This window comes from Marinimicrobium sp. C2-29 (assembly GCF_038419845.1).
Taxonomy (GTDB): Bacteria; Pseudomonadota; Gammaproteobacteria; order Pseudomonadales; family Cellvibrionaceae; genus Marinimicrobium.
In genome coordinates, this window is sequence record NZ_JBCAQT010000008.1 from 155,719 (window position 1) to 180,331 (window position 24,613).

17 protein-coding genes are annotated in these 24,613 nt (G+C 55.9%); 6 read left to right on the plus strand and 11 right to left on the minus strand.

All coding sequences use genetic code 11. The annotated features are described in order from the left end of the window. Positions 1 to 76: 76 nt before the first annotated feature. From tpiA to AAE484_RS09810, 3 genes are all read left to right on the plus strand, one after another. On the plus strand, positions 77 to 829 hold the full coding sequence (gene tpiA, locus AAE484_RS09800; RefSeq protein WP_341938198.1) for a triose-phosphate isomerase: 753 nt from the start codon (positions 77 to 79) through the stop codon (positions 827 to 829). A 202-nt stretch (positions 830 to 1,031) separates the two neighbouring features. Beyond that, positions 1,032 to 4,130, plus strand: coding sequence for a beta-galactosidase (locus tag AAE484_RS09805; protein WP_341938199.1), 3,099 nt, complete (start codon positions 1,032 to 1,034; stop codon positions 4,128 to 4,130). Positions 4,131 to 4,261: 131 nt separating this feature from the next. Beyond that, positions 4,262 to 5,533, plus strand: a complete 1,272-nt coding sequence (locus AAE484_RS09810; protein ID WP_341938200.1) for an alpha/beta hydrolase family protein — start codon at positions 4,262 to 4,264, stop codon at positions 5,531 to 5,533. 161 nt (positions 5,534 to 5,694) lie between these two features. Here AAE484_RS09810 and AAE484_RS09815 read toward each other — a convergent pair whose 3' ends face one another. The 8 genes from AAE484_RS09815 to galE all read right to left on the minus strand — a co-directional run bounded on the left by AAE484_RS09815 (position 5,695) and on the right by galE (position 19,008). Next, entirely contained in the window at positions 5,695 to 7,140 is a 1,446-nt protein-coding gene (locus AAE484_RS09815; protein WP_341938201.1) for an SLC5 family protein, read from the minus strand. An 83-nt stretch (positions 7,141 to 7,223) separates the two neighbouring features. Then, complete coding sequence (locus AAE484_RS09820) at positions 7,224 to 9,338, minus strand: alpha-galactosidase (protein ID WP_341938202.1); 2,115 nt, start codon at positions 9,336 to 9,338, stop codon at positions 7,224 to 7,226. 29 nt (positions 9,339 to 9,367) lie between these two features. Then, positions 9,368 to 10,117 (minus strand): SapC family protein, encoded by a 750-nt coding sequence (locus tag AAE484_RS09825; RefSeq protein WP_341938203.1) that lies wholly within the window; start codon positions 10,115 to 10,117, stop codon positions 9,368 to 9,370. Between the two features lie 78 nt (positions 10,118 to 10,195). Further along, positions 10,196 to 11,710: a tryptophan halogenase family protein gene (locus AAE484_RS09830; protein WP_341938204.1), complete on the minus strand. Its 1,515-nt coding sequence runs from the start codon at positions 11,708 to 11,710 to the stop codon at positions 10,196 to 10,198. A gap of 363 nt (positions 11,711 to 12,073) precedes the next feature. Next, positions 12,074 to 14,959, minus strand: a complete 2,886-nt coding sequence (locus AAE484_RS09835; protein WP_341938205.1) for a TonB-dependent receptor — start codon at positions 14,957 to 14,959, stop codon at positions 12,074 to 12,076. A gap of 775 nt (positions 14,960 to 15,734) precedes the next feature. Further along, positions 15,735 to 16,883, minus strand: coding sequence for a galactokinase (gene galK / locus AAE484_RS09840; protein WP_341938206.1), 1,149 nt, complete (start codon positions 16,881 to 16,883; stop codon positions 15,735 to 15,737). Further along, a complete protein-coding gene (locus tag AAE484_RS09845; protein ID WP_341938207.1) occupies positions 16,876 to 17,928 on the minus strand; it encodes a UDP-glucose--hexose-1-phosphate uridylyltransferase in 1,053 nt (350 codons plus the stop codon). Before AAE484_RS09845 ends, galK begins: the two co-directional genes overlap by 8 nt. Before the next feature lie 72 nt (positions 17,929 to 18,000). After that, positions 18,001 to 19,008, minus strand: coding sequence for a UDP-glucose 4-epimerase GalE (gene galE / locus AAE484_RS09850; protein WP_341938208.1), 1,008 nt, complete (start codon positions 19,006 to 19,008; stop codon positions 18,001 to 18,003). A gap of 441 nt (positions 19,009 to 19,449) precedes the next feature. On the opposite strand from galE, the gene AAE484_RS09855 reads away from it, so the two are divergent. Further along, positions 19,450 to 20,451, plus strand: coding sequence for a LacI family DNA-binding transcriptional regulator (locus AAE484_RS09855; RefSeq protein ID WP_341938209.1), 1,002 nt, complete (start codon positions 19,450 to 19,452; stop codon positions 20,449 to 20,451). On the opposite strand, the gene AAE484_RS09860 is transcribed toward AAE484_RS09855, so the two are convergent. Continuing rightward, entirely contained in the window at positions 20,448 to 21,650 is a 1,203-nt protein-coding gene (locus tag AAE484_RS09860) for an MFS transporter (protein WP_341938210.1), read from the minus strand. The two genes, AAE484_RS09855 and AAE484_RS09860, sit on opposite strands and share 4 nt — an antisense overlap. 239 nt (positions 21,651 to 21,889) lie before the next feature. Between AAE484_RS09860 and AAE484_RS09865 the strand changes: the two genes are divergently transcribed. Further along, complete coding sequence (locus AAE484_RS09865) at positions 21,890 to 22,273, plus strand: RidA family protein (RefSeq protein ID WP_341938211.1); 384 nt, start codon at positions 21,890 to 21,892, stop codon at positions 22,271 to 22,273. 93 nt (positions 22,274 to 22,366) lie between these two features. On the opposite strand, the gene AAE484_RS09870 is transcribed toward AAE484_RS09865, so the two are convergent. Continuing rightward, positions 22,367 to 23,038: a PEP-CTERM sorting domain-containing protein gene (locus AAE484_RS09870; RefSeq protein WP_341938212.1), complete on the minus strand. Its 672-nt coding sequence runs from the start codon at positions 23,036 to 23,038 to the stop codon at positions 22,367 to 22,369. 332 nt (positions 23,039 to 23,370) lie between these two features. On the opposite strand from AAE484_RS09870, the gene AAE484_RS09875 reads away from it, so the two are divergent. Further along, positions 23,371 to 23,574 (plus strand): DUF3185 family protein, encoded by a 204-nt coding sequence (locus tag AAE484_RS09875; RefSeq protein ID WP_341938213.1) that lies wholly within the window; start codon positions 23,371 to 23,373, stop codon positions 23,572 to 23,574. Positions 23,575 to 23,625: 51 nt separating this feature from the next. On the opposite strand, the gene AAE484_RS09880 is transcribed toward AAE484_RS09875, so the two are convergent. Beyond that, positions 23,626 to 24,516: a chemotaxis protein gene (locus AAE484_RS09880; RefSeq protein ID WP_341938214.1), complete on the minus strand. Its 891-nt coding sequence runs from the start codon at positions 24,514 to 24,516 to the stop codon at positions 23,626 to 23,628. Between the last annotated feature and the right edge of the window lie 97 nt (positions 24,517 to 24,613).

A 24,613-nucleotide genomic window follows, 5' to 3' on the forward strand; every position in this document is an offset into this window, starting at 1 on the left:
AACTCCCTCTGTTGATCCTCAACGCTCGAGACAACCTTCACTCTGATCTTCGATAAGTCAACAGAGGAGATACACAATGCCTGCACCTATGGTCATAGCCAACTGGAAAATGAATGGTAGCCTGATCGGGAATGCGTCACTTCTCCATCAGATTCTCTCAGGTTCCGACGCATTTGAGCATCTGGAGGTCGGCATTTGCCCACCATTCCCGTACCTTGAGCAAGTGAGCGAGCAGGTCTCACACAGCCGAATTAACCTCGGCGCCCAGAACGTCAGCGCGTTTCAATCGGGCGCCTACACCGGGGAAACCTCCGCTGCAATGTTGAAGGATCTGGGGTGCCGATATGTGTTGCTCGGCCACTCTGAACGCCGACAACTGTTTCAGGAAAGCGACCATCAAGTAGCAGCCAAGTTTGAAGCAGCGCTGAGCGCCGGTCTCCAGCCAGTGCTCTGTATCGGTGAGACACTTGAGCAACGTCAACGGGAAGAAACCGGACGGGTGGTTTCAACGCAGATACAAAGCGTAATAGACCATGTAGGCATTCAGGGCTTCACCAATGCTGTGATCGCCTATGAACCCGTATGGGCAATCGGGACTGGCCAAACGGCCACACCGGAACAGGCACAAGAGGTTCATGCTCATATCCGTCAACTTCTGACCGGTTACGATGCCTCAATCGCCAGTCAAGTCCACATACTCTACGGTGGCAGCGTCAACGCCGCTAATGCCCGGTCCCTCTTTTCACAAAAAGACATTGACGGAGGCTTGGTTGGAGGCGCTTCTCTGAAACCCAATGACTTCCTGGATATCTGCAGATCGGCTTCATAAAAACTCTTGCCTATGAGCAACTCATCAGCTAGAGACCGTCGACGTCAACGACCCGATCACCTGGTGCGCTGCGCGGCTAATTCGGCAGAAAAACGCTCAATTATCGGCGAGGGCCAGATGGTTACGCTCAGAATATCTGACAATTCATATAAATAGAGCTAGACTAAATCCCACTTGCCCAAAACGCCCTCAGGAGTTTGGTATGCCCACTTTTTATGACATTCTTGCCCGTCGTGACTGGGAAAACCCCGCCGTCACCAATGTCAACCGACTCAAAGCTCACGCTCCCCTGGCGGCTTATTCGGACCGGAGGGCCGCACAACAAGGCGAGGGGAAGGACGGCCGACTAAGCCTCAACGGCGATTGGGATTTCGTGCTCTATCCGCGACCCGAGGCAGTGGATCCGGCCTTTTTAGAAGGCAGCCCCGATGACGCCCTATCGTTTCCCGGAGTGACTGCTATTCCCGTACCCTCCAACTGGCAATGCCAGGGGTTTGACCGGCCCATTTATACCAACGTCCAGTACCCCTTTGCGCTGGACCCGCCGCGCGTGCCGGCCGATAACCCCACGGGCTGTTACGCCACCACATTCGAGATGACGCCCGAGCAATTGGAGCACCAGACGCGGGTAGTGTTCGACGGCGTCAATTCAGCTTTTCATCTCTGGTGCAACGGCCATTGGGTGGGCTACAGCCAGGACAGCCGCCTGCCCTCCGAGTTTGATCTAAGCTCCTATGTAAGACCCGGCTCCAACCGCCTGGCGGTGATGGTGCTGCGTTGGTCCGATGGCAGTTATCTGGAAGATCAGGACATGTGGTGGCTGAGCGGTATCTTCCGGGATGTGACACTCTTGTCCAAGCCCCGGGTCTGTATCGAGGACTTATCCGTGCGCACCCAACTGGACGCCTGCTTTCGGGACGCCGAGCTTTGCGTGCAAACTCGCGTGTCGGAGCCGGATTGCCAGGTAAAGCTCGAATTGTTCTGGGGCGATGAGCGGGTGGCCGGGCCGGCCACCGCCAAGCCGGGTAACCGGGAAGTGGATGAGCGGGGCGCCTTCACAGACCGGGTCGACCATAGCCTGATGATACGCGAGCCGCTTAAATGGTCGGCGGAGCTGCCTCACCTCTATCGCCTGGTCATCAGTCTGGAGGATCATCAGGGCCAATTGCTGGATTGCGAGGCTTGTGACGTCGGATTCCGACAGGTGGATATCCACAAAGGCCAGTTGCGCGTCAATGGCCGACCGGTACTGATTCGCGGCGTCAACCGTCACGAACATCATCCGGAGCTGGGCCATGCTGTGAACGCCGAGAGCATGGAGCAGGATATCCGGTTGATGAAACAGCACAATTTTAACGCCGTGCGCACCGCCCATTACCCTAATCATCCCCTGTTCTATCAGCTGTGTGACCGTTACGGCCTCTACGTGGTGGATGAGGCCAATATCGAAACCCACGGCATGCGGCCTTCCAGTCAACTCTCGGACGACCCGGCCTGGCTTTGTGCCTATATGGAGCGAATGACTCGTATGGTGCACCGAGACCGCAACCACCCCTCCATTATTATCTGGTCACTGGGTAACGAAGCGGGTATTGGCGCCAACCATCATGCCCTTTATCAATGGACCAAGCAGACGGATCCAACCCGGCCCGTGCAGTACGAGGGCGGCGGGGCGAACACGGCGGCCACCGATATCATCTGCCCAATGTACGCCCGGGTGCACACCGATCTGCCGCTGCCTGAGTCGGTGCCCAAGCTGGCCATTCAGAAGTGGGTGGGCGAGCCGGGAGAAACCCGGCCGTTGATTCTGTGCGAATACGCGCACGCTATGGGCAACAGCCTGGGCAATTTTGGCGACTATTGGCGGGCCTTTCGCCAGTACCCCCGGCTACAGGGGGGCTTTATCTGGGACTGGGTGGATCAGGGCTTGAGCCATACTACTGCGGATGGAGAGCGCTACTGGGCCTATGGCGGCGATTTTGGCGATACGCCCAACGACCGGCAGTTCTGTATCAATGGCCTGCTGTTCCCCGACCGCAGTCCCCACCCGGCACTTTTCGAGGCCAAGCGCGCCCAGCAGCCCTATCAATTTGAGTGGGTGTCGAGCCACCCCCTGCAACTGGCGGTAACCAGCGAGTGGCTGTTTCGCACCACCGACAATGAGCAACTGCACTGGTCAGTTACCCAGGACGGCCAATGTCTGGAAGAGGGACACCAACCGTTACTGTTGATGCCCGGCGAACGCCAGGTGCTGATCTTGGCCGAGCGATTGCCCGAACCGGTGCCAGGGGCCAGGTATCACTTGAATGTGTGGGTTCAGCAACCCGAGGCTACGACCTGGTCGCCCGCCGGACATGAGTCGGCGCGTAATCAGTTCACCCTGCCCGGGTTGCGTTCTCTGTCGACGGCCCAACCGAGCGGGGAAGAAGCCCTGCCCGAATTACGGGTCGAAGCCGAACAGTTGCGTTTTGTGGGCAAAAACTTCGAACTGAAAGTCGATCGCACCACCGGTCGACTCTGGGGCTGGCAAAGCCAAGGGCAAGAGCTGTTGCACCAGCCGCTGGTGGACAATTTTTGGCGCGCCCCCCTGGATAACGACATAGGGGTGAGCGAAGCGGACAATATTGACCCGAACGCTTGGGCGGTGCGCTGGCAGCAAGTCGGTCTGGATCGTCTCGTGGCGGTATGCGAGCAGCTGGACTGGGGGCAGGCCAGTGACCACCTATGGGTGTCCAGCCATCACCGACACCAATGCGACGGTAATATTCCACTGCGCAGCCACTGGTGCTACCGAATCTGGTCCAGTGGCCGAGTGGACTTATCCGTGGCGGTGGATGTGGCCAATGGGCTGCCGTCTCTACCCAGAGTGGGGTTGAGCCTGGCCATCACACAAGCCCCTGAGCGGATCGAGTGGTTTGGCCGCGGACCGCATGAAAACTATCCGGATCGACTGCTGTCAGCCGACTTTGGGCGGTATTCCTTGCCGGTGAAAGATCTGCACACACCCTATATTTTCCCCAGCGACAATGGCTTGCGTTGCGACAGCCGGGCGTTGGAGGTGGGCCAGCTGCAGGTAGAGGGTCACTTTCACTTTTCGGTAAGCCCCTACTCCCAGGCCGCTCTGGCTCAGGCTCGACATCAGCACGAACTGGTTCCAGAGGGCGGACTCTTCGTTCACCTGGACGGCTTCCACATGGGAGTTGGGGGCGATGACTCCTGGAGCCCCAGCGTCTACCCTGAGTATCGGCTGGAGGCGCCACAGTATCACTACCATCTGACTTTCAGGCCAAAGGGGGCGTAAAAAGTGGACATTACGGCTCTGGCTTAACAGGCTTTCGGTTTGCGGCTTGAGGTTAATGGGCAGCAGCGTAAACCGATACTCCCACCCCGGTGGGTCCAACGTAAACTTTTTCTCACACAATAAGGTCAACTATGAAAATTTTACTGCGTTTCGTCGCTCTTGTAGCATTTATCATTCCCCAGACCCAGGCCGCCGAGCAGGTGTACGGCCCAGCTTCCCCCATTGCGCCGGAACTGGCCGAGCGCGGGAGTCTGTCTGTGGGCGTAAGAACTCTGGAGCTCGTCAATCCGGATCAACTGGACACGAGCACATTTAACAGTCGGGTGGATCGTCCGCTGACCCTGGAGGTCTGGTACCCCGCCCATAAAAATACGGATGGCGAGCTTGCTCATTACGACAACGAAACCCGCACCGGACTGGCGTTCAGCATTCAGGGTAACGCCTACCGGGATGCCAAGCCGGCCCCGTCAGGGGACTTCCCACTGGTGGTAATCTCCCACGGATACACGGGTTATCGCCACATCATGTTTTATCTGGGCGAGCATTTGGCCAGCCACGGCTATGTGGTGGCGGCCATTGACCACACCGGTTCTACCAATGTAGATGTGGACTTTGAAAATAATCCCGGTGGTGGTTTCGTCGACACACTGATGAACCGTTCGCGCGATCAGCAGTTTGTGTTGGACAGCTTCGCCGAAGAGGATTTCGTCCTGTCTGACATTACCAACACCGACAATGCCGGCGTGATCGGCTATTCCATGGGCGGTTACGGCGCACTCAATACGGTGGGTGGTTGTTATGACTTCACCCCAGAGATTTTGGGCCAGATAGGTTTTCCGGAGGCGAAGGCGAAGCAGCTCGCGCCGATCTTCAATTTTTGTAACGCCGGCCGGGAAAATCCCGACCCACGCTGGGGCGCCATGGTATCTCTGGGACCCTGGGGCCAGGAGCAGGGCATTCACAGTGAGAAGAGCCTGGCGGCTATCGAAGTGCCAAGCCTGCTACTGGCTGGTGAGCAAGACGACATAGTGGGCTTTGATCCGGGCGTTAAAAGCATTTATGAGGCCATGACGCAAAAGGATCGTTTCATGTTGGTCTATGAAAACGCGCGCCACAACATTGCGCCTCACCCGCCAACGAAGGTCTTTTATCAAAACGAGTTCGATTTGGGCGGGCACATAGAACCCGCTTGGAGCGTGGAGCAACTAAACGACATCAACGAGCATTTTATACTGGCATTTATGGACTGTTACTTGAAATCAAAGACTACGGCCTGCGATTTCCTGCCCACAACCGAACGGGCCCTACAGACCAAACAGGCCGATGGCAGCTTCACCCCGGCCTGGCCTGGTTTTAAAGATCGCTGGGGCGCCGCCATGCGCTTCTATCGGGGTGACCGTTAAGGGATTTTCAGTCCACTGAGAACGTTTCGGTCTGGTGACTGGGGCAGAAACATGCTCGGTCAACCAGATGACCTTCAAGTCGCGGGCCAAACTCTTTACCCAGCTGGCCCGCAGCCTACCTAAACGCCTTTGTCTGGTCGACTTTCGGTCTTACCAGAACACTAACCCGGTTTGGCCTCTCTGGCCTGATGGCGAATCAGTCGAGCGATTTTACCAAATGCCAGCCGATTGACGATCAACGCCAGGCTGACGCAAAAGATAAGAGTGATCAGCATCATATGAATGTAGTGAAAGGGTGCCCAAACAAAAATAAAGAAGCCGTATAAGGAAGAGCCGGAAAGCACGGCGATAATTGCCGCCCGCGGATCCACGTTTTTAAACAATAGCCCGACAATAAACGTCCCCAGAATCGGCATGCTCAATAGGCCGAATAGCTCCTGCACCAGGTTGATAATGCTTTCGGCCTGTGCGTAGACCGGAACCAGTGCGAGAGCAATGACAACATAGACCAAAGTGGAAATCATCCCTAAACGGGGGACGTTGGGTTTAGAGTTGATGTAGTTCTCATGCAGGTCGCACACATAGAGCGAAGCCGAGGAGTTCAGAATACTGTTAAAGCTGGTGAGTACCGCCGCGGCTATGGCAGCGGCAAAAACTCCGGAAAGCCAGGTTGGCAAAACTTCCGCTACAATCATCCCGTAAGCGGCATCGTCGACATCGCCAAACAGCTTAAAAGAAACGATACCCGGAATGACGATCATGGGCGGAATGATAAGAAGACGGATGGCCGCTGCGGAAAACACCCCCTTTTGAGCCTCTTTGAGGGTAGGTGCCGCCATGGCCCGCTGCGTGATAGTCTGATTGGTGCTCCAATAGTACGTTTGAATAAAAATCATGCCCGTGAGTAGAACATGCCAAGGCAGGGGCGAATCGTCATCGCCAATCAGAGTCAAACGCTCTTTGGGGATGCCGGAGAAATCGAAATTGATGGCCTGGAGCGACAAAAAAACCACCAACATCCCCATGCCCAGCAAGAGCACACCACTGTAGGTATCGGACACGGCCACGGCGCGCAAGCCTCCCAATATGGAATAGGCGGCACCCACCACAGCGAAACACAGCGCAATCACGATCAGTGGCAATTCGCTGTTAAAGTTGGACTTCATAAAAAGAGATCCGCCATAAAGCACGGCGGGCAGGAATATAAAAATATTGCCCAGTAAAAACAGCGACGAAATCACTGCCCGGATGTTCTTGTTGCCGTAACGCTTCTCTAGCAGCTCGGTGGTGGTGGTGCAGTTGTTTTGATAGTACACGGGCAAAAATACCTTGGCGAGAATAAGCAGTCCCACGACTGCCGCGAACTCCCACCAGGCCAGAAGAGCCATCTGGTTGCCGTTCATGCCGATCAACTGGTCGGTGCTCAGATTGGTCAGAGTGATGGAACCGGCGACGAAGATCCAGGACAGGCCACCCCCGGCGAGAAAATACTCTTTGTTTGAGCTGCTGGCACCTCGCCCGTGCCCTCTGCACTTGAGGTACGTGGCCAGGGCAATCAGGGCTGCGATGCCGAAAAATACGGCCAGTTGAATATTATCTTCCGACACGGGTAGGGTCTCCACAAAGGTTGTTATTGGTCTCAGGAGCGATGGGCTCCAAAAGAAGCAAGTAAACACAACACGGCTCGAGGCTATAGTGCTTCCAATTTCACCAAAAACGCCGATTCCGGCTGCATCACCGGCAGTTGCAAACCGGCTCTCATCAACCAGTCGCCGTTAAGCCGGGTTCCCTCCGACAGCCAGCCGGGCAACTGCTTCATGGGCCCCAACTCCCTGGGCTCGGCACCGTGCAGCACCGTCACCCGGTAGTCGCGCTGCGGGTCCAGGTCGGTGAGCGGAAACAACGGCGGTACCGAATACTGGGTAATGGTTTTTTGAATAAACACCGCCAGGGCTTGTTCGCGATTGCCCCCAACCACTTGCCAGGCGAGCAGGTTGGGATCTCCCGGGTTGGTCAAAAGGCTGAAGCGCCCGCTGTGCAACAATTCCCGGTGGGCTTTGTGCAGGGCCACAAAGTACTGTATGTCCTTAATCTCCGACTCGCTGAGCTTTACCGGGTCCAGCTCCAAACCAAAATGGCCGAACAGTGCGACCAGAGCCCGGAAGCTGAGCTGATGTTGTCGCCCAGTGGTGTGCGAGACGGGCGCGCCCATATGCGCGCCCATCAATTCGGGCGGCAAAAAGCGCATAAAGTGGCTCTGGATCATTACCCGCTCCAGCGCGTCGTTGCAATCGGAGGTCCAATAGCGGTGCACGTACGGCAGTATGCCCAGATCGATGCGGCCCCCGCCGGAAGAGCAGGACTCGATTTCCACTCTTGGGTGTGCGGCGCGAATACGCTCTAACAAGCGATAGAGCGAGATGGTTTGACCGTGGTTGGCCGCGTAGCCTTTGTGACCCGGCTGCACCAGTTCTCTGTTCATATCCCATTTGATATAGCGAATGTCGTTGTCTGTGAGCAACTCGTCAATGCGCTCGAACAGGTAATCGCTGACGGCTGTTTGCTGCAAATCCAACACATACTGGTAGCGCCCCATAGGCTGCTCATAGCCTTCGAGGCTCAGTATCCAGTCCGGGTGGGCGCGAAAGAGATCCGAGTCGGGGTTGACCATTTCCGGCTCCATCCAAATGCCAAACTCCATGCCGTGCTGGTTTACCCTGTCAATCAAAGGCGTCAGACCTTGAGGGTACTTTTGGGTATCCAGATACCAATCACCCAAAGAGGAATGTTCGTCATTGCGGCCCTTAAACCAGCCATCGTCCAACACGAACCGCTCCACACCCAGCTCGGCCGAGCGGTCGATCATTCGTAGAATATAGTCAGGATCATGGTCGAAGTAGATGCCCTCCCAGGTGTTGAGTATCACCGGGCGCGGACGCGCTTCAGGCCAATGTAGAATCTTTTGGCGAATATGTTGATGGTAACTCTGACTGATGCCATTGGTGCCCGAGTCACTGTAGCCCATCAAAACTTCCGGGCTTTGATACGTCTGTTGTTTTTTCAACACCAGTTCACCAGAGGCCAGGTGCTCACCCAGTTGTACCAGGCGCTGGCCACTGTCCAGCAGCTCGAAATTCATGGCGTGGTCCCCACTCCAGGCCAGCTGAAAACCGTAGACCCGGCCCTGCGTTTCGCTGAAGCCGGGGCGACCGATAAAGTAAAAGGGCTGCTTTTGCTGGGAGGTGCGCCCATAACGACTGGTCAGGTTGATACTGCCGTGATCCAAACGCTGACGGTGGGGTTTGAACTCCTGGCACCACCGGCCCCCAAAAGTCTCCAGCTCGGCGCAATCGCTGGGCAGAGGCAGGCTAAGATCACAGTGCTGCAACTCATAATCCTGCTCCGAGTGGTTGGTCAGGGCCACCCACATACGGAGCAAATCCGTGTCAGCCTCCAGAATCAAGGTATAGCTGACTGCCAGCTGCGCTACAGGGTCTTCACAGTGAAGCACCAAGCCTTGGGCGATGGTTTCAACTTTGGTCAAAGAAAATACCGGAGACCAATCCTTGCCCTGGCGCTGCCCGGCAATGCCCGGGCGACAGAATAATCCGCGACCGGCATCGACGCTCAGACTAAGGGGCGCCCTTTGATCCAGGCTGGCCTGGGGTACCGGCTCCTGTCCCGAGTCGTGAACAGCCTGGGACTGAGCCAATTTTGCACCCCAGTAGATAATTTCGGGAATAGCCTCCCGCGTGCTTAGCAGGAGGCTGCGGTTTTCACTGTCGAGCCTGAGGGTGTCGTTCATAGCTAGTTGAGCCTTTCGTGGTTAAGGGTTCAAGCTTTTTTGGTTTCAAGGTTAATGCGCTTGACAGGGGTGTCGCTGTGCAGGTGATTGTGCCGGCGAATCATGGCGTTGATTTGGTAGATCGAAACCAACAGGGCATAAAGCGGCGCCAGATAGCCCTTTTCTTGCAATTGCACCAGACTCTCTGCATCCAGATTGTTAAGTGCTTCTTCGTCGATGGTATGTAAACCGGAAATAAGGTGCTGGCGACTGTTCTGAAACTCCACGGACAAATCTACGGCACGCAGCAGGCTCAATTGCTCCAGAGCTTCGGTAAAGGCGTAACTCAGGGCGCCGTCATTAAAATCGGCCTGTAGGCGCCGCTGCAAATTCTTGAGATAAACACTGGGCTGGCCCGAAGCATCATAAAGGGCCTCCCCTTGAATGTGCGAAAGGGCCGAGCTTTGCTCGTCCAAACCCAGTTGATAGCCGCTTTTGTCTTCTTTGGGGAAAAGATAAAACGGGTAGAGGTCCAACAGCTGTGGGCGATAAACACCCGTCCACTGACCACTTTCAGTAAAGAGATTGCTGCCTTCGGCCAAGCCCAGAAGCGCTGTAGGCTGCCAAACGCGACTCTGCCCATCGCGCAATAAAAATAACGGGTAATTACTGGCCGCCTGCACCAGTTCAGTGATTCTCAACTCGAGACACTGTTGCTGAGCAAAGAATTCCACCACGCCTGTCGGGTCATGTTTAAGTGCACGGTGCTGCTCAGGGTTGAGCGCGATTGAGTTAACCATAAACGTGTCTTGCTCCAATGTTATTCTTTGTGTACTACAGGTAAACGCTGCACACCGGGCGGATGAAGGTGGCTCCGATCATGCCGCCAACCAGGATTCAATCAAGTCCCTGTGGCCGGGCAAGGTCTTCAGCATCTGATCAGCCAATTGACGGTTGCGGGCCAGGATCTGATACGCCTGTCTGTCTTTGTCGTAGAGGTAGGCCTGAGTCGTAAAGTCCGGTTTGAACCCCATACCGTAGAGCACGTACTGATAACTGGCGGCGGGGAAGAGCTCAATAGCGCTGTCAAAGTCTTCCGTGATGGGACCGCGGGTGCTCCATACCAAGAGATCGTCGCGTAACGAATCGGGAATCGAAGCGTTTTCCCGGTTGGCCTGCCAATAGGGTTCGGGGCGCTCGGTGAGCATATAGTGGAGTTTCAGAAAATCCACAATGCGTTGCCAACGGTACGCCATTTTTTGATTAAAACGTTTTTCCATCACCTGCATCACAGCCCGGTCGGGGGGCAGGTTATCCGCCAAAAAGCGCCCGGACAATTCAATCAACATCAAGGCCGTAGCCTCCAGTGGTTCGACGAAGCCGGCCGAAAGCCCAACGGCGACACAGTTCTTCTTCCACCAGCACTCGCGGTGTCCGGACTCGAAATTGATGCGCTTGAGATTCAGGTCCTTGGCCTGGGGGCCAATGTAATCGTGTAGGGTTTGCTCCGCCTCTTCTTCAGTAGCAAAATCAGTGGAGTAGACATAGCCTACTCCGCGTCGGTTGGTCAGCCCAATATCCCATGTCCAGCCGGAGGGTTGTCCGGTGGCGATGGTGTGGGTGGCAATGGGATGCTGGGGATCGGTGTAGGGCACCTGCATGGCCAGAGCCCGGTTGTTGAAAAGAATATGTTTCAGGGGTTTGAACTTGACTCCCAGGGTTTGCCCCAACAGCAACGAGGCAAAGCCGGTACAGTCGACAAACAGGTCCCCGGGAATTTCGCGCCCATCCTCCAGGGCGATAGCAGATAAATAACCGGCCTCGTCCTGATCCACTCGCTGGACGGTGCCAATGATGGCGTCAACACCCAACTTTTGAACGCAGTGCTCGCGCAGCATATCAGCGAAAGCACCGGCGTCCAGATGGTAGGCATAATTGCACTGGCCCTGGAACTCGTCATCGGACAGGCTTCTGGGGCCTAACCCCGCCTCGCACACATGGTGTTGAAAGTTGCTTTCGGCGGCGTAATCACGCACATTGTCCAGATAGGGGGCCAGATCGATACGCCCGTACCCCAAAGGCACATTGAAAGGGTGGTAGTAAAAGTCGTTTTCGGTTCGATTCCAGTTCACGAATTTTCCGCCCTGCTTAAATGTCGCGTGGCAGCGGGTGAAAAACTCTTTTTCGGCAATGCCTATCTGTTGCAGGGTATTTTTCATGGTGGGCCAGGTCCCTTCCCCCACGCCCACTGTGGGAATATCGGAAGATTCGACCAGGCAAATCTGTATGGGGCTGGCAGACGGGGCGCCGTGTTTAGCCGCCAACAGTGCGGCGGTCAACCAACCGGCGCTCCCGCCTCCTACAATAACAATGCGCTGAACTCGATCTGACATAATCTTACCCCTGAGGGTTTTACAAAGCAGCCATTCAACCTCGGGCTTCTTGTGCCCGGACTGGTGACAAACGCCCGGACCTCTAAAACATTCTACAGTGAATTCACCGATAGGTCAGGTAACGATCTGGCCGCCACCTGACAAACCTAGGTGGTATAGACACCTTTTTTGGCGGGTGCGGTTCGCTTTCTGTGCCCTACTCATTATTCACAGAATACGGCAGAACTTGCGAAGCACACAAATAAAAAAGCTTCCGAATCTGCTTAGGGGCGTCAAGCGGAAGCAACAAGCGAAACCAGATTTCAAATCTTTTGAAAGATCCCTGGCCCGGCACCCACTATAGGGGCCGGACCTGATCTTACTTTAAAAGCGGGCGCGTACACCCAGGGCCCACCGAGCGCCACTATCTACGATACCGACGATCTGATCCGCCTGACGGCCACGACTAACCAACTCTTCCTCTGTGACATTTACACCTTCGAAGAAGACGGTGAGGTTATCATTGACGTCGTAACTGCCACTCAGGTCCCACTGACCATAGGAGTCAACAAGTACTGGCTCGCCAGTGGTCGGGTTACTCAAGGTCTGCAGAAAGCCCTCGCGGTTGTTGAAAGCCGCTCGAACCTGGAATCCGTAGCGCTCGTAAAAGACCACGGCGTTCTGGGAATTACCCAAACCGATGAGAGCAAAATCCTGATTACGGTTTTCCGTATCCACGGTTGCGTTGCTTTCGACCTCAGTGGCGTTCAACGTAACACCGAAGCCCTGGAACATGCCCTCCTGGATGGTATGAGTCCAGGCAAGTTCCACACCGTCCACTTCGGCGATCTCGGCGTTGCGCGGCCGTGAGACGCGAATATCTTCGGTGGGACCTATCAGCTCGGGAGAAAGCTCATCTGGGCCATTGTATATTTGCTGACAATCGTCCGACGCACAACTATTCTCTGGCGTGTCTTGCCGGTCAGCAAGCCCAAAGGTCTCGATTGCCGAGGCGTTTACAATGAAATTGGCCACTTCTTTATTAAAGAATGCTGCGGAAAGGTAGCTGGCATCGTTGTAGTACCACTCGAAAGACACATCCCAGTTCTCGGCCGTAAAAGGCTGAAGATCCGGGTTGCCAGCAGCGGCTGTCAGCGTCTGACGACGCGGCTCGCCAAAGTTAATAGAAGGCGTCAGCTGATCCAGCGTTGGCCGGGTAATCGTTTCATAGGCCGCATAACGAACCACCATGTCCTCTCGTAGCTCCAACTTGGCATTCAAGCTGGGCAAGAGGTCAGCATAGCTCGCGCTCTCCGTTACTGAGGTTGGCTCACCCAATACGTTTTCAAACAAGGTGGGGTCGCCCGTAGCAACAATATCATTCAACGGAGCTATCAGCCCGGTGGAAGAAGTTGTGGTCTGCTCGTAACGGGTACCGAAGTTGACCGTCCAGGGCAAGTCTCCCACTGTGCCATCGAAAGTGAAATCGACGTACACGCTGGCAATATCCTCTTCAATGGTGTATTCGTCACCATTCAACGTCGGCGTGAATCCACCGCCTGCAGGGGCATTCTGTATGGCTTGCCACGTTGTGCCAACTTCCCTTGTACCAGGACCGAAGACATCATTGATGCCCTGGTCGTGCGCATCGGCCAGGCTCTCGTCTGTTTCCATTAGATTAAACAGCTGCTCTGCGTCATAGGTATACCAGGTATCCTGTACGCCAGAGAAGAAGTTGTCTGCCGTAAAAGCTCGGAAGTCCAGCTCCTCGGGTATGGGACCAAAGTAACCGCCAAAAACACCAAACAGGTTGGACGACTTGGCGAAGTACTCTTTTTCCCGCTCTTGATAGTAGCCACCGAAGTTCATTTTGGTGAACGTCCGGGAGTCTGGTGTGTACTCGAAGTCCGCTTTCAGCTCCTGAATTTCATCTTTGTCGGTGTCGCCCTGGCGTTCATTCACGTGCATCCGCGCACGGCTGGCAGGGGGGATATCGCTGCCATTGAATCCGGCATGGGTCGAAGTGGCCGTATCGGCATTAAAAGTGTAGTCGTTGGTCATGCCAATAACGTTGAAACGACCTTTGCCCGCCATATCGTTCTCGGCATCCGAGTAAGCGATGTCGAAGTTGGCATTCAGGCTTTCGTTGACCTGCCAGTCAAAATTCAATGCCAAAGCGTTGAATTCCGAATCCCGTGCGGTACGTCTATCGTTTACGAAGTCGGTGGCAGCGTCCTGGCCCGAACGACCCGGTGTGCGCCCGATATTGTTCATGCGGGTCACGGTACGGGTATCCGGATTAAACTCCACATCGGTGACACGATTGGGTTCGAACCAGGCTGCCAGTTCGTTTGTGGTGCCATCGATTTCGAAGCTGGAATGAAAGCCGTCAAAGGTCAACATCATGTCTTCGTTGGGAGCAAACTGAACGGACAGGTTGGCATTGAGCCGCTCTCTCTCTTCCTGCGTCACCTGCTGTCCATAGTTTCTCGGAATAGTGACGTTGGAGGCAACCACAGTGCCCGGATCGTTCGCAATGCCTGCGTCATCAGACAGGTCCAAACCCGGGCGCCAACCGGACGTGCTCAAACTGTTGATCTGGTTGTTGCGCTCGGTGTAGGAAAAGGCCGCCAGAACCCCAAAGGTTTCGTCAGCAAAGGTATTGCTAACCAGACCGGAAATAGAAGGATTTGTCTCTTCGCTGATTTTCTCATAGGTGCCCTTGGCGGAGCCAACGAGCTGCAGTCCATCGAAATCGAAAGGACGTGCGGTTCGCACATTTATGGTCGAACCGATGCCACCGGTCTGCATATCAGCGCTACTGCTTTTAAAAACATCCGCGCCACGAATCATCTCGGCCGACAGGATGTCAAAATTGAACTGCCGACCATCGGAGTCAGTTGCCATTTGACGACCGTTAACCAAAACGGTGTTGAATGACGGACCAAACCCACGCACGGTAACGTTCTGGCCTTCACCGCCGCTGCGGTCGATGGACACACCGGTAATACGTTGCAGCGATTCGGCCACGTTGGTATCCGGGAACTTGCCCAGATCCTCTGCGGCAATACCGTCAGAGACGATGGATCGGTCACGTTTCAGATCCATGGCGCGCTGTAAACTGGCCTGGATGCCGGTGACCACAACTTCTTCAATGCCGTCTTGTGCGGGTTGGGGTGCATTCTGCGCCATGGCGTTGTGCGCCATAACGGCACAGGCTGGGAGCAGCATGGCGTTTTTGATAGCGGTGCTTAGTTGGCTTCTCTTCATGTGGATACCCTTACGAATTATTGGTTTAGGTATGGCTTTTGATTTTGATCCAACGCGTCCATCAGGTTGTCCCGATAGACGCCCTGAACCAAAATTTCCTCTGAATCAGGACCCTATTTAACAGGCCCGGTTTGCGCATAAGCCGCCGATTAAGACGCGCCCAATAACGCTGTTGCTACCGAAGTACTGACAATATTCTTTTTAAAGTTCATCTTGCCTCCACCTCACTCGTGTTGAACCGCAGGTATGACTCTGTTTTTGCGGCGTCGTCTTTAGATTTATAAGTTGTATGAAACATCTCAAGGAACGTTACCGTTACACCATCATGGATTAATATGATTTATCCAATAAATGTAAACGTTATACCCTAATATACACCCGGTTTTTCCGCCTGTAAACACTAATACGTGTAAACGTTATACTTAAAATGAGCTCCGCGCTTCGCTGGATGTTATTCTTATAATAGGCTGCTATTTAAAAGCTGCCAGCTAATAACTATTGTCCCAAAACGGAGCGCACCCACTAACAGGAAGTATAGAACACAACCTGAGTATTATCGTTCATGGCGACGACCTTAAGGCCAACATAGAGGGAGTGGGTGACACAAAACAGGAGCTAAAAAAATCATACAAATGATTACTGTTGGACGGAAATGTAGGCTGCCACCAGGGAGGCACCGATAGCCCGCCACGGAGGGCTATTTCCCGCGAGAAAATAATCAGCTGCAGCATTAAACCTTCTTATTATTACGGGAATCACGCAAAGAAGCGGGGTTTCAAGTGGTTTCGCTGAATGCCCCTTGCTCGGCCGTGCAGATATAAAGACTTTCGCGAAGGCCGGTGCGCGCTTGATACTCAGTCGATACGGCGTGACCCACGGCACCGACGAGATCCCTCGGCACCAAGGCCACCACACAACCACCAAATCCGCCACCGGTCATTCGTACACCGCCACGATCACCAAGCACCTCATCAATGATTGCTACCAGGGAATCCACCGGCTCGACCGTGATTTCGAAGTCCTCACGCATGGAACGATGGGAGTCCGCCATCAACTGGCTGACCTGGCGGTAATCCGAATTTTCGAGCGCCCGCCCCATATCCAGCGTTCGCTCATTCTCCGAAATGATGTGGCGTGCGCGACGGAACACCGGGTCTGATAAACGCTCCCGATTGGCAAGGAGTTGGTCCATGGTCGCGGCCCGCAGCGACCCGACTCCCAGTAGGCTCGCCGCCTCCTCACACTGCTCGCGACGCAAGTTATACTCGCTATCCACGAGCCCCCGCTTGACGTTGGAATTGACGATGACAATCTGATAATCCGGATCGATGGGGTGATACTCATAGTTCAGTGACTGGCAATCGAGCAGCAACGCATTACCCGCTTTTCCGAGTGCCGAGATCAGTTGATCCATAATGCCGCAGGAGCAGCCGACAAATTCGTTTTCGGCCCTCTGGCCAATCAGGGCGGCGTCAACACCATTGAGCGGCAAGTTGTATAGGCTGGCGGCGGCTTTGAGCACTGCCATCTCCAAGGACGCGGATGAACTCAACCCCGCCCCCTGAGGTACATTTCCGGTAATCGCCATATCCATACCCTGAAAGTCGTGCTTTTCGGCGAGTATTTTCAACACCCCTCGCACGTAATTGCTCCAGGGTTGGGCCCGGTCAAACTGAATGTCATCCAGGTTAAAGTGACTGGTACTGCCGGAGTAGTCCAGGGCGAGCAGAGAAATAGTGTGATCACTGCGTCTGGCCGCGGCAATGTCGGTGCCGAAATTGATGGCCGCCGGAAACACAAAGCCTTCGTTGTAGTCGGTGTGTTCACCAATCAGGTTGACGCGCCCGGGGGCATGTACCACAACTTCAGGCGCGCGCTGAAACGTGTGTTCAAAGGCCTGCGACAACTTGCGGGTATCAGTCATGTTCCTGCTCGCTCTTGTAATGAATCGCCGAAAGGGATCGAAGCCGGTCCGCGGCCTGCTCGGGTGTCAAATCACGCTGAGCTTCCGCCAGCATCTCGTACCCCACCATGAACTTCCGCACCGTAGCAGAGCGCAGCAACGGTGGGAAAAAATGGGCGTGTACACGCCACTCCGGATGAGCTTCCTGATCAAATGGCGCGCCGTGCCAGCCCATGGAGTAAGGAAAAGACACCTTGAAAAGATTATCGTACAGCGTCGTGATTCGCTGAATCGCTTCAGCCAATAGATCGTATTGGTTGGGGCTCAGGTCAGACAGGCGCGCCAGTTCGAAACGCGGCAATAACAGGGTTTCAAAAGGCCAGGCCGCCCAGTAAGGAACCACCACCAACCATTCCCGGTTTTCAAATACCACACGCTCACGCTGTTCGAGCTCACGCTCCACATAATCCCCAAGCATGGCTCGGCCATTGGCCTGATAGTAGGCTCCAAACCGATCCAACTTGCGCGCGGCCAACGTCGGTAGCTGTTGTTGTGCCCAGATCTGGCCATGAGGATGCGGATTGGAACACCCCATCATCGACCCTTTATTCTCGAACACCTGTACCCAGCGATACTGATTGCCGAGCTCTCCAGTCTGATTCCGCCAACAATCAATGACCGACGTCAGCTCCGGGATGGTCAGCTCGGGCAACGTTTTGCTGTGATCAGGAGAAAAACAGACCACACGACTACAGCCTTGCTCAGAGGCCATGGTAAACAGCGGGTCATCCGTACTGACTCGTGGCGTATCGGGCTTGAGTGCGGCAAAATCGTTATCAAAAACGAAGGTCGACTCGTAGCGCGGATTCTGTTCCCCGCTGACGCGTCGGTTGCCCGGACACAAGTAGCAGTCCGGATCATAAGGCGGTCGCACCTCGGTATCCGGCGTTTCAGATTGTCCCTGCCAGGGCCGCTTGGCGCGGTGGGGCGACACCAGGACCCAGTCACCGGTCATGGGGTTCAGACGGCGATGGGGATGCTCTGTAGGATCAAATGTAATAGTCACAGTAAATGTCACTCAATTTAACGAACGGAATAGGCTGCTACGCAGTCAACACGTCTGGCAGTCGGGGGACTGCTAAAAACCATTCGGGTTGGCGGACTGCCAGCGCCAGGCATCTTCCGCCATGCGGTCAATGCCGAGTTCCGCCCGCCAGTTCAGCTCTCGCTCTGCCTTCGTCGGATCGGCCCAGCATTCGGCGATGTCACCCGATCGTCGGGGTCCGATTTCATAGGCAATGGATCGGCCGGTGGCCTGTTCAAAAGCGCGAACAATTTCAAGGACGCTATAGCCTCGACCGGTACCCAGGTTATAGATATGCACACCGGCGTGGGCATGACATGCGGCCAACGCTGCCAAATGTCCCCGTGCCAGATCGACCACATGGATGTAATCACGAACGCCCGTACCATCCCGGGTGGAGTAATCGTTGCCGAAGACCGACAGGGAGTCACGGCGACCCACCGCAACCTGAGCGATGTAGGGCATCAGGTTATTTGGAATACCATTGGGGTCCTCTCCAATCAGTCCGCTCTCGTGGGCGCCGCCGGGATTGAAGTAGCGCAGCAGGATGACACTCAAATCCGGTTCCGCCCGCGCGACGTCTTCCAGCATCTGCTCCACCATCAATTTGGTGCGGCCATAGGGGTTGGTCGCCGAAAGCGGGAAATCCTCCCGAATCGGCACCGAGGCGGGATCACCATAGACGGTGGCCGACGAGCTGAACACGATGCAGCGCACCCCGTAGGCGAGCATGACCGACACCAGCTGCCGTGTACCACTGACATTGACATCGTAATAGTCCAGAGGAATCTGGCCCGACTCGCCCACCGCCTTGAGCCCGGCGAAATGCATTACCGCATCAAACTGATGCTCAGCAAAAACACGCTCCAGGGCCGTGCGGTTACGAATGTCCACCTCGTAAAACGGTGGCCGGTGACCACTGATTTGCTCCAGGCGGTCCAGTGCCGAGGATTTGCTGTTCGCAAGGCTGTCGAGGATGACAACGTCGTACCCCTCCGCCAACAATTCAACGCAGGTGTGTAAACCGATATAGCCCAGGCCGCCCGTAACCAGAATTCTCATGTCCCGCCCTCTTGTTATTCGGGAGTTTCTTGAAGGTTATACGTTTACCCTCAATAATAAAACCCTCCCGGTGGCCGAAACCCGTCCAGAGCGTCTTTCTTCTGCTCAAAAACCATCCATAAATAGAGCGTTATGCCAAAAATTTCATTTTATTGGCATAATATTTTTATTATAGGATTTATAATAGTTATATTTTGCAATGTCGATCCTCGGTTCCTGGCAACCGCACTCTGCCCATAACCCCATAAATCCGCGCCCGGAGGTTAAACGATTTCACAATTGGCCCGATTCAGCTGCGACGGGACGCCGGATCTGGTATCTTGGCGGCTTACCAGGACTCCCACGAAGGTCACCCTAGCTCAATATAAGCAGGGGCGGTGAGACGGAATGTGCGCCAATCCATTTCTTTCACCGCCTCGGCATGAGGAACAGATCTAACCCATGGCCACCATCAAAGACATTGCCAATGCCGCCGGCGTTTCACTGGCGACAGTTTCACGCGTCATCAACGACGGGCCCAAGGTCGGAAAGGCGACGCGCGAGCGCATCAAGAAGATCATGGACGAGATGGGCTATAGGCCGAACGCCAACGCCCGCGCCCTGGTCAACAAGCGCAGTGCCTCCCTGGGTGTTGTCCTGGCGGAGCTGTCCGACCCGTTTTTCGCCACCCTGGCCCACGGTATCGAGAACACCACCCGCAAGCACAATGTCCAGATCCTCATGAGCTCCGGCTCCATCGAGATAGACACCGAACGACAGGCCATCGAAACTCTACTCGAGCACCGCTGCGAAGCCATGGTGGTGCACAGCAAGGCGCTGGACGACGACACTCTGGTGGAGCTGTCTCACCAGGTACCCGGCTTTGTGCTGATCAACCGCTATATTCCCGAGATTGCCAATCGCTGCGTCTGGCTCGATAACGTCGCGGGTGGACGGACCATGGCCAAATACGTGCTCAGCCAGGGCCACCGGGACATCGCTGTAATCAGCAGCCGCTATCAGATTGAAGACCCGGTGCAGCGGATTCAGGGGATTCGGGAAGAGCTGGAACAGGCGGGAATATCACTGCCAGACGCCAATATCGAATACAGCACGCCAGATCAGGAGGGTGGGGAGATCGCGGTCCAGAATCTGCTCGCCAAGGGCAAGCAGTTTACCGCTGTCCTGGCCTACAACGATGCCATGGCGTCCGGCGCCATGGCCATCCTGCAGGATCACGGTATCGGCGTGCCCAATGAGGTGTCGGTGATCGGCTACGACGATGTGCTACTGGCGAAATACTGTCGCCCCAAACTCACCACCCTGCGCTACCCGGTGGAAGTCATGGCGATGCGCGCGGCCGAGCTGGCGCTGAGTTACGCCTCGGGCACCCACCCCGAGCCAGGTGTCACTTTCAAATACACCCCGACGATCGTGAAGCGCGAATCGGTGGTCAAGCGCTAGCTCTCCACCGGAGTTCGCCGCTCCATCCGCAGCGCGAAAGCAAAGAACACCAGCCCCGCTACGGCCGTGGTCGCCCCCACATACCCGGTGGAGCTCCAGCCGAAGCCCGCCGAAATGGCCAGGCCGCCCAGCATGGGACCGATGGCATTGGCGGTATTGAAGGCCGCGTGATGGGAGGCCGCCGCCAGGGTCTGGGCCCCCACGGCCACGTCCATCAGGTGGGTCTGCAGCGGCGGTGAGACGGCGGCGACGGTGCCCACCAGAAAGGTCACCATCAGGATGCTCCACAGCTCCGAGGTGGCGGAGGGGAAGATCAGATACACCACCAGGCTCCAGAGCAGCGCCCCGCCCACCGCCTTGAACTGGAATCTGTCGAACAGCCAGCCCCCGAGAATATTACCCAGAAAGCCGCCGGCGCCAAAAACGGCCATGGCAATGGGAATCCAGCCTTTTTCCACTTCGGTGACATAGAGCAGGGTCGGAGCCAGGTAGCTGAAGACGCAGAAGACGCCGGCGAATCCGGTGGCGCCGATCATCAGGGCCAGCCACACCTGGGGCCGGTGAAAGGCCTTGAGCTCCGCCGCCGCGCGGTTGCGCGGCTGCTGCCGGTCCAGGGGCAGGTAGATCACGATCAACACCACCGTCAGCAGGGACACCACCGACACCAGCACAAAAGCGTAGCGCCAACTGATGGATTGCCCCAGCCAGGTCGCCAGGGGGTTACCGATCAGCACCGCGAGGGTCAACCCGATCATCACCCGGCTGACCGCCTTGCCCCGATCCGCAGGCGGCGCCAGGCTCGCCACCACCAGCGCCGCCACCCCGAAGTAGGTGCCGTGGGGCAGGCCGGCGATAAAGCGGAAGGCCAATAAAGACTCATAGCTGGGCGCCAGGGCACTGGCGATATTGGCCAGGGTGTAGAAGCTCATCAGGCCGATCAGCAGGTGGCGCCGAAACAGGCGCGCGCCGAAGACCGCGAGCAGAGGCGCGCCCACCACCACACCCAGGGCGTAGCTGCTGATCACATGGCCCACCTGGGGCTCGCTGACCCCAAGGCCCTCGGCAATGCCCGGCATCAGCCCCATGGTGGCAAATTCGCCGGTGCCGATCCCGAAGCCGCCCACGGCCAGCGCGATTTCAATCAGCCACATCTGGGCTTTGGTCAGCGTGGGGCTGGAAGAGGCTTGAGGTTGAGTCATGGTTGAATCCGTCGTGTGCCACCCATACCCGTTATCGACGTCGTGAGGCATCTCGGGGCAGGTACTCGGGGCGACAGTGCTGATGAAAAGAGGGCGGCGGGCGACGACGCTCGCTACAAGGCGCGGCATTCTACAGCAAATAAGCACCGGGCGTCTTGAAGGCCGCCAGCTGGCACTGGCACCGACTCCTCCTCTATACTGGGTGGTTTTCCCAAGCCGATCAACCCAAGGATTCCACTATGACCAACCGCGCTGTGATTTACACCGAAAAGGCCCCGGAAGCCATTGGCACCTATTCCCAGGCGATCAAGGTCGACAACACCGTCTACCTGTCCGGGCAGATTCCCCTGGACCCGGCCACCATGACTCTTGTCGAGGGCGGCTTTGAGGCCCAGGCCGAACAGGTTTTCAAAAACCTGGCGGCCGTATGCGAGGCGGCGAATGGCAGCCTGAATCACGTCGTGAAGCTCAATTTCTACCTGACTGACCTGGCCAATTTTTCCGTGGTCAATGACGTGATGGCCCGGCACTTCCGCGAGCCCTTTCCCGCCCGCGCTGCTGTGGGTATCAGCCAGCTCCCCAAGGGCGCACTGTTTGAAGCCGAAGGCATCATGGTGGTTTAAACCCGGTACAAAAAAGCCCACCGGCAGAGTGGGCTTTTTTCTCTCGAGCATGACGGTGTTCCGTTGTACGGAAAACCGGCTGCTTTTCACATACTAGCTTTTCTGGTCAAGCGCTCTGTCACGCAGTACACGGCGGGCACCCAACGCGAAGAGGCCTCCAAAAATCAGCCCCAATGATCCGGGGCCGGGAACCGACGTCACGGGCGGGGCCGAGGTAATAGCGCCCACCGCGTCGATATCGGCACCGGCATAGGTCACATTGCTCGTGTTCTCATTGGGATCATCCTGTAAGCGCACATAAGAAAACTGGGTAAAAGGGTCGATGCCCGCGTCCAACAGGTACGGGTCAATGTCGATACTTGAGGTTGAACCGAACACCTTGTCCAGACTGATGAAATTTTCATTGTCGGTGCTGATCCAGACAAAGGTGTCTTCCACCAGCGGCCCCACTTCAAAAATGTGCAGGTCGGCACTGTCATCCCCACTTCCCGTCAGTGAGTTATCGGTGAACTCCAGGGTGACGTAGCCCCCCTGACCGAGGGAATAGGCCGAGCCGTCCGGCGCACCGATTGTCGCGGCCGGATCAAAGTTGCCCGCCGTGGGGGCCGGATCGCCGACAACCACATCCCGATAATCATCGGCAAAAGACACATCGCCATCTGGAAACGTGATGCCATCATAGGTAACGGTAGCCGCGTAAGCCGCCAGCGGCAGCTGGAACAAAAACACCGCCAGCCCAAATGCAAAGGAGTGTCTGATATTCATAGAGAATCCTCTCCTGTATGTCTATTTTCCTGAATGATAAAGCGCACATTCGAACGCCCTGCTCAGTTTCGCAAGTAACATGCCATGAAAGAAACACCCGCATTTTCAGGCAGTTATGGCGTGGAGAAAAATAGGCAGGGCCCATTGTGTAAAGTAATCTGACGATGTTTGGCGCTGTCGACCAATCGTAAAGTCGCGCTCCCACGGATGGCTTCAATAGTGGTTGACTCTTCACGGCAATGGGGATAGCTTCTTGCCAAGTAAAGAGCTTCTTGCTAGGTAAAGAGCTTCTTTTCAGGCAGCAGGCAAACATTCTCAAAAAGGATACTGACATGAAAACAGAAAAACTGGTGGGCTTGATATTGCTGGTGGTGGGCCTGATCCTGTTGTACTTCGGATATCAGTCGTCACAGTCGGTGGGAGATCAGATCTCCGAGACGATCACCGGGCGATTTACCGATGAAACCACCTGGTTTCTGGTGGGGGGCGCCGCCGCCACAGTGGCCGGTATTTTTCTGGCGTTCATCAGAAAATAATTGTCCCGGAGCGAAGACGCCTACCGCTGACGGGAATGCACCTTTACGTGGTTATTGGCTGAACGTATTCGCCCCGCGCAGCATGGCGAGCACCAGCTCCTCGGCATCGAATTTGGTCAGCGCCTCATTGGCGCCGACCTGATGAGCGTAGCTAACGCTCATCTCGCTGTTGAGTGAGGTGTGGAGAATGATATAGGCACGACTCAGGGCCTTGTCGTCTCGCACGCTGAACGCCAGCTCGTAACCATCCAGCCCCGGCATTTCAATATCGCTGACCAGAATGTCAATCGGTGCGTTTTCATTGGCCGCCTCGCGCATGGTCTGCAGGGCGGCATTGCCATTGGTCAATACCTGGTAGGGGATGTTGATGCTGTCGAGCGCATCCTGAAGCTGCTTGCGCGCCACATGGGAGTCATCCACCAGCAGAATCCTGAGCGGTTTGAGTTGTTCGCGCTGCACATCGGTGAGCGCCGCCCGCCGGCTGGCGGAGGGATCGGGATACACCTTGGAGAACAACAACTCCAGATCGAGCAGTTGCACCGCCTGCTCCTCCAGCATGTACAGACCGGTCACATAGGCGTTTTTGCCGAGCATGCTCGGGGGCGATTTCACCTCCCTCCAGTTGGCATCCACAATCCGGTCGATGCCGCGCACCATGAAGCCGATGTCCTTGCGCTGGCAGTCGGTGACAATGATCGAGCCCTGGCGCATTTCATCTTCGCTGAGCCCCCGATAGCCCACCGCCGCCGCCATGTCGATGACCGGGATGGTTTTACCGCGCACCGTGATCATGCCCAGCACCGCCGAGTGATCCTGCAGCACCCGGTTGAACCGCTGAAAGGGGATGATTTCCCGAACCTTCAGAGTGCCAATGGCGAAGACCTGGCTGGGTGTCAGCTTGAAAAGCAGCAATTTCTGCGCGTGTTGGGCCGTACCGTTCATGGACACTCTCTATCAGACCGCAAATCCGGGGAAGCAAAGAGTCTATCGACCGAATCAGCCGATACCTTAGAATCAAGGAGGATTTTAGTGCCACCTC

Coding starts and splice junctions, on each gene's coding strand:
- tpiA (WP_341938198.1), top strand. CDS start 77: ATGCCTGCACCTATGGTCATAGCCAACTGGAAAATGAATGGTAGCCTG.
- AAE484_RS09805 (WP_341938199.1), top strand. CDS start 1,032: ATGCCCACTTTTTATGACATTCTTGCCCGTCGTGACTGGGAAAACCCC.
- AAE484_RS09810 (WP_341938200.1), top strand. CDS start 4,262: ATGAAAATTTTACTGCGTTTCGTCGCTCTTGTAGCATTTATCATTCCC.
- AAE484_RS09820 (WP_341938202.1), bottom strand. CDS start 9,338: ATGAACGACACCCTCAGGCTCGACAGTGAAAACCGCAGCCTCCTGCTA.
- AAE484_RS09825 (WP_341938203.1), bottom strand. CDS start 10,117: ATGGTTAACTCAATCGCGCTCAACCCTGAGCAGCACCGTGCACTTAAA.
- AAE484_RS09830 (WP_341938204.1), bottom strand. CDS start 11,710: ATGTCAGATCGAGTTCAGCGCATTGTTATTGTAGGAGGCGGGAGCGCC.
- AAE484_RS09835 (WP_341938205.1), bottom strand. CDS start 14,959: ATGAAGAGAAGCCAACTAAGCACCGCTATCAAAAACGCCATGCTGCTC.
- galK (WP_341938206.1), bottom strand. CDS start 16,883: ATGACTGATACCCGCAAGTTGTCGCAGGCCTTTGAACACACGTTTCAG.
- galE (WP_341938208.1), bottom strand. CDS start 19,008: ATGAGAATTCTGGTTACGGGCGGCCTGGGCTATATCGGTTTACACACC.
- AAE484_RS09855 (WP_341938209.1), top strand. CDS start 19,450: ATGGCCACCATCAAAGACATTGCCAATGCCGCCGGCGTTTCACTGGCG.
- AAE484_RS09860 (WP_341938210.1), bottom strand. CDS start 21,650: ATGACTCAACCTCAAGCCTCTTCCAGCCCCACGCTGACCAAAGCCCAG.
- AAE484_RS09865 (WP_341938211.1), top strand. CDS start 21,890: ATGACCAACCGCGCTGTGATTTACACCGAAAAGGCCCCGGAAGCCATT.
- AAE484_RS09870 (WP_341938212.1), bottom strand. CDS start 23,038: ATGAATATCAGACACTCCTTTGCATTTGGGCTGGCGGTGTTTTTGTTC.
- AAE484_RS09875 (WP_341938213.1), top strand. CDS start 23,371: ATGAAAACAGAAAAACTGGTGGGCTTGATATTGCTGGTGGTGGGCCTG.
- AAE484_RS09880 (WP_341938214.1), bottom strand. CDS start 24,516: ATGAACGGTACGGCCCAACACGCGCAGAAATTGCTGCTTTTCAAGCTG.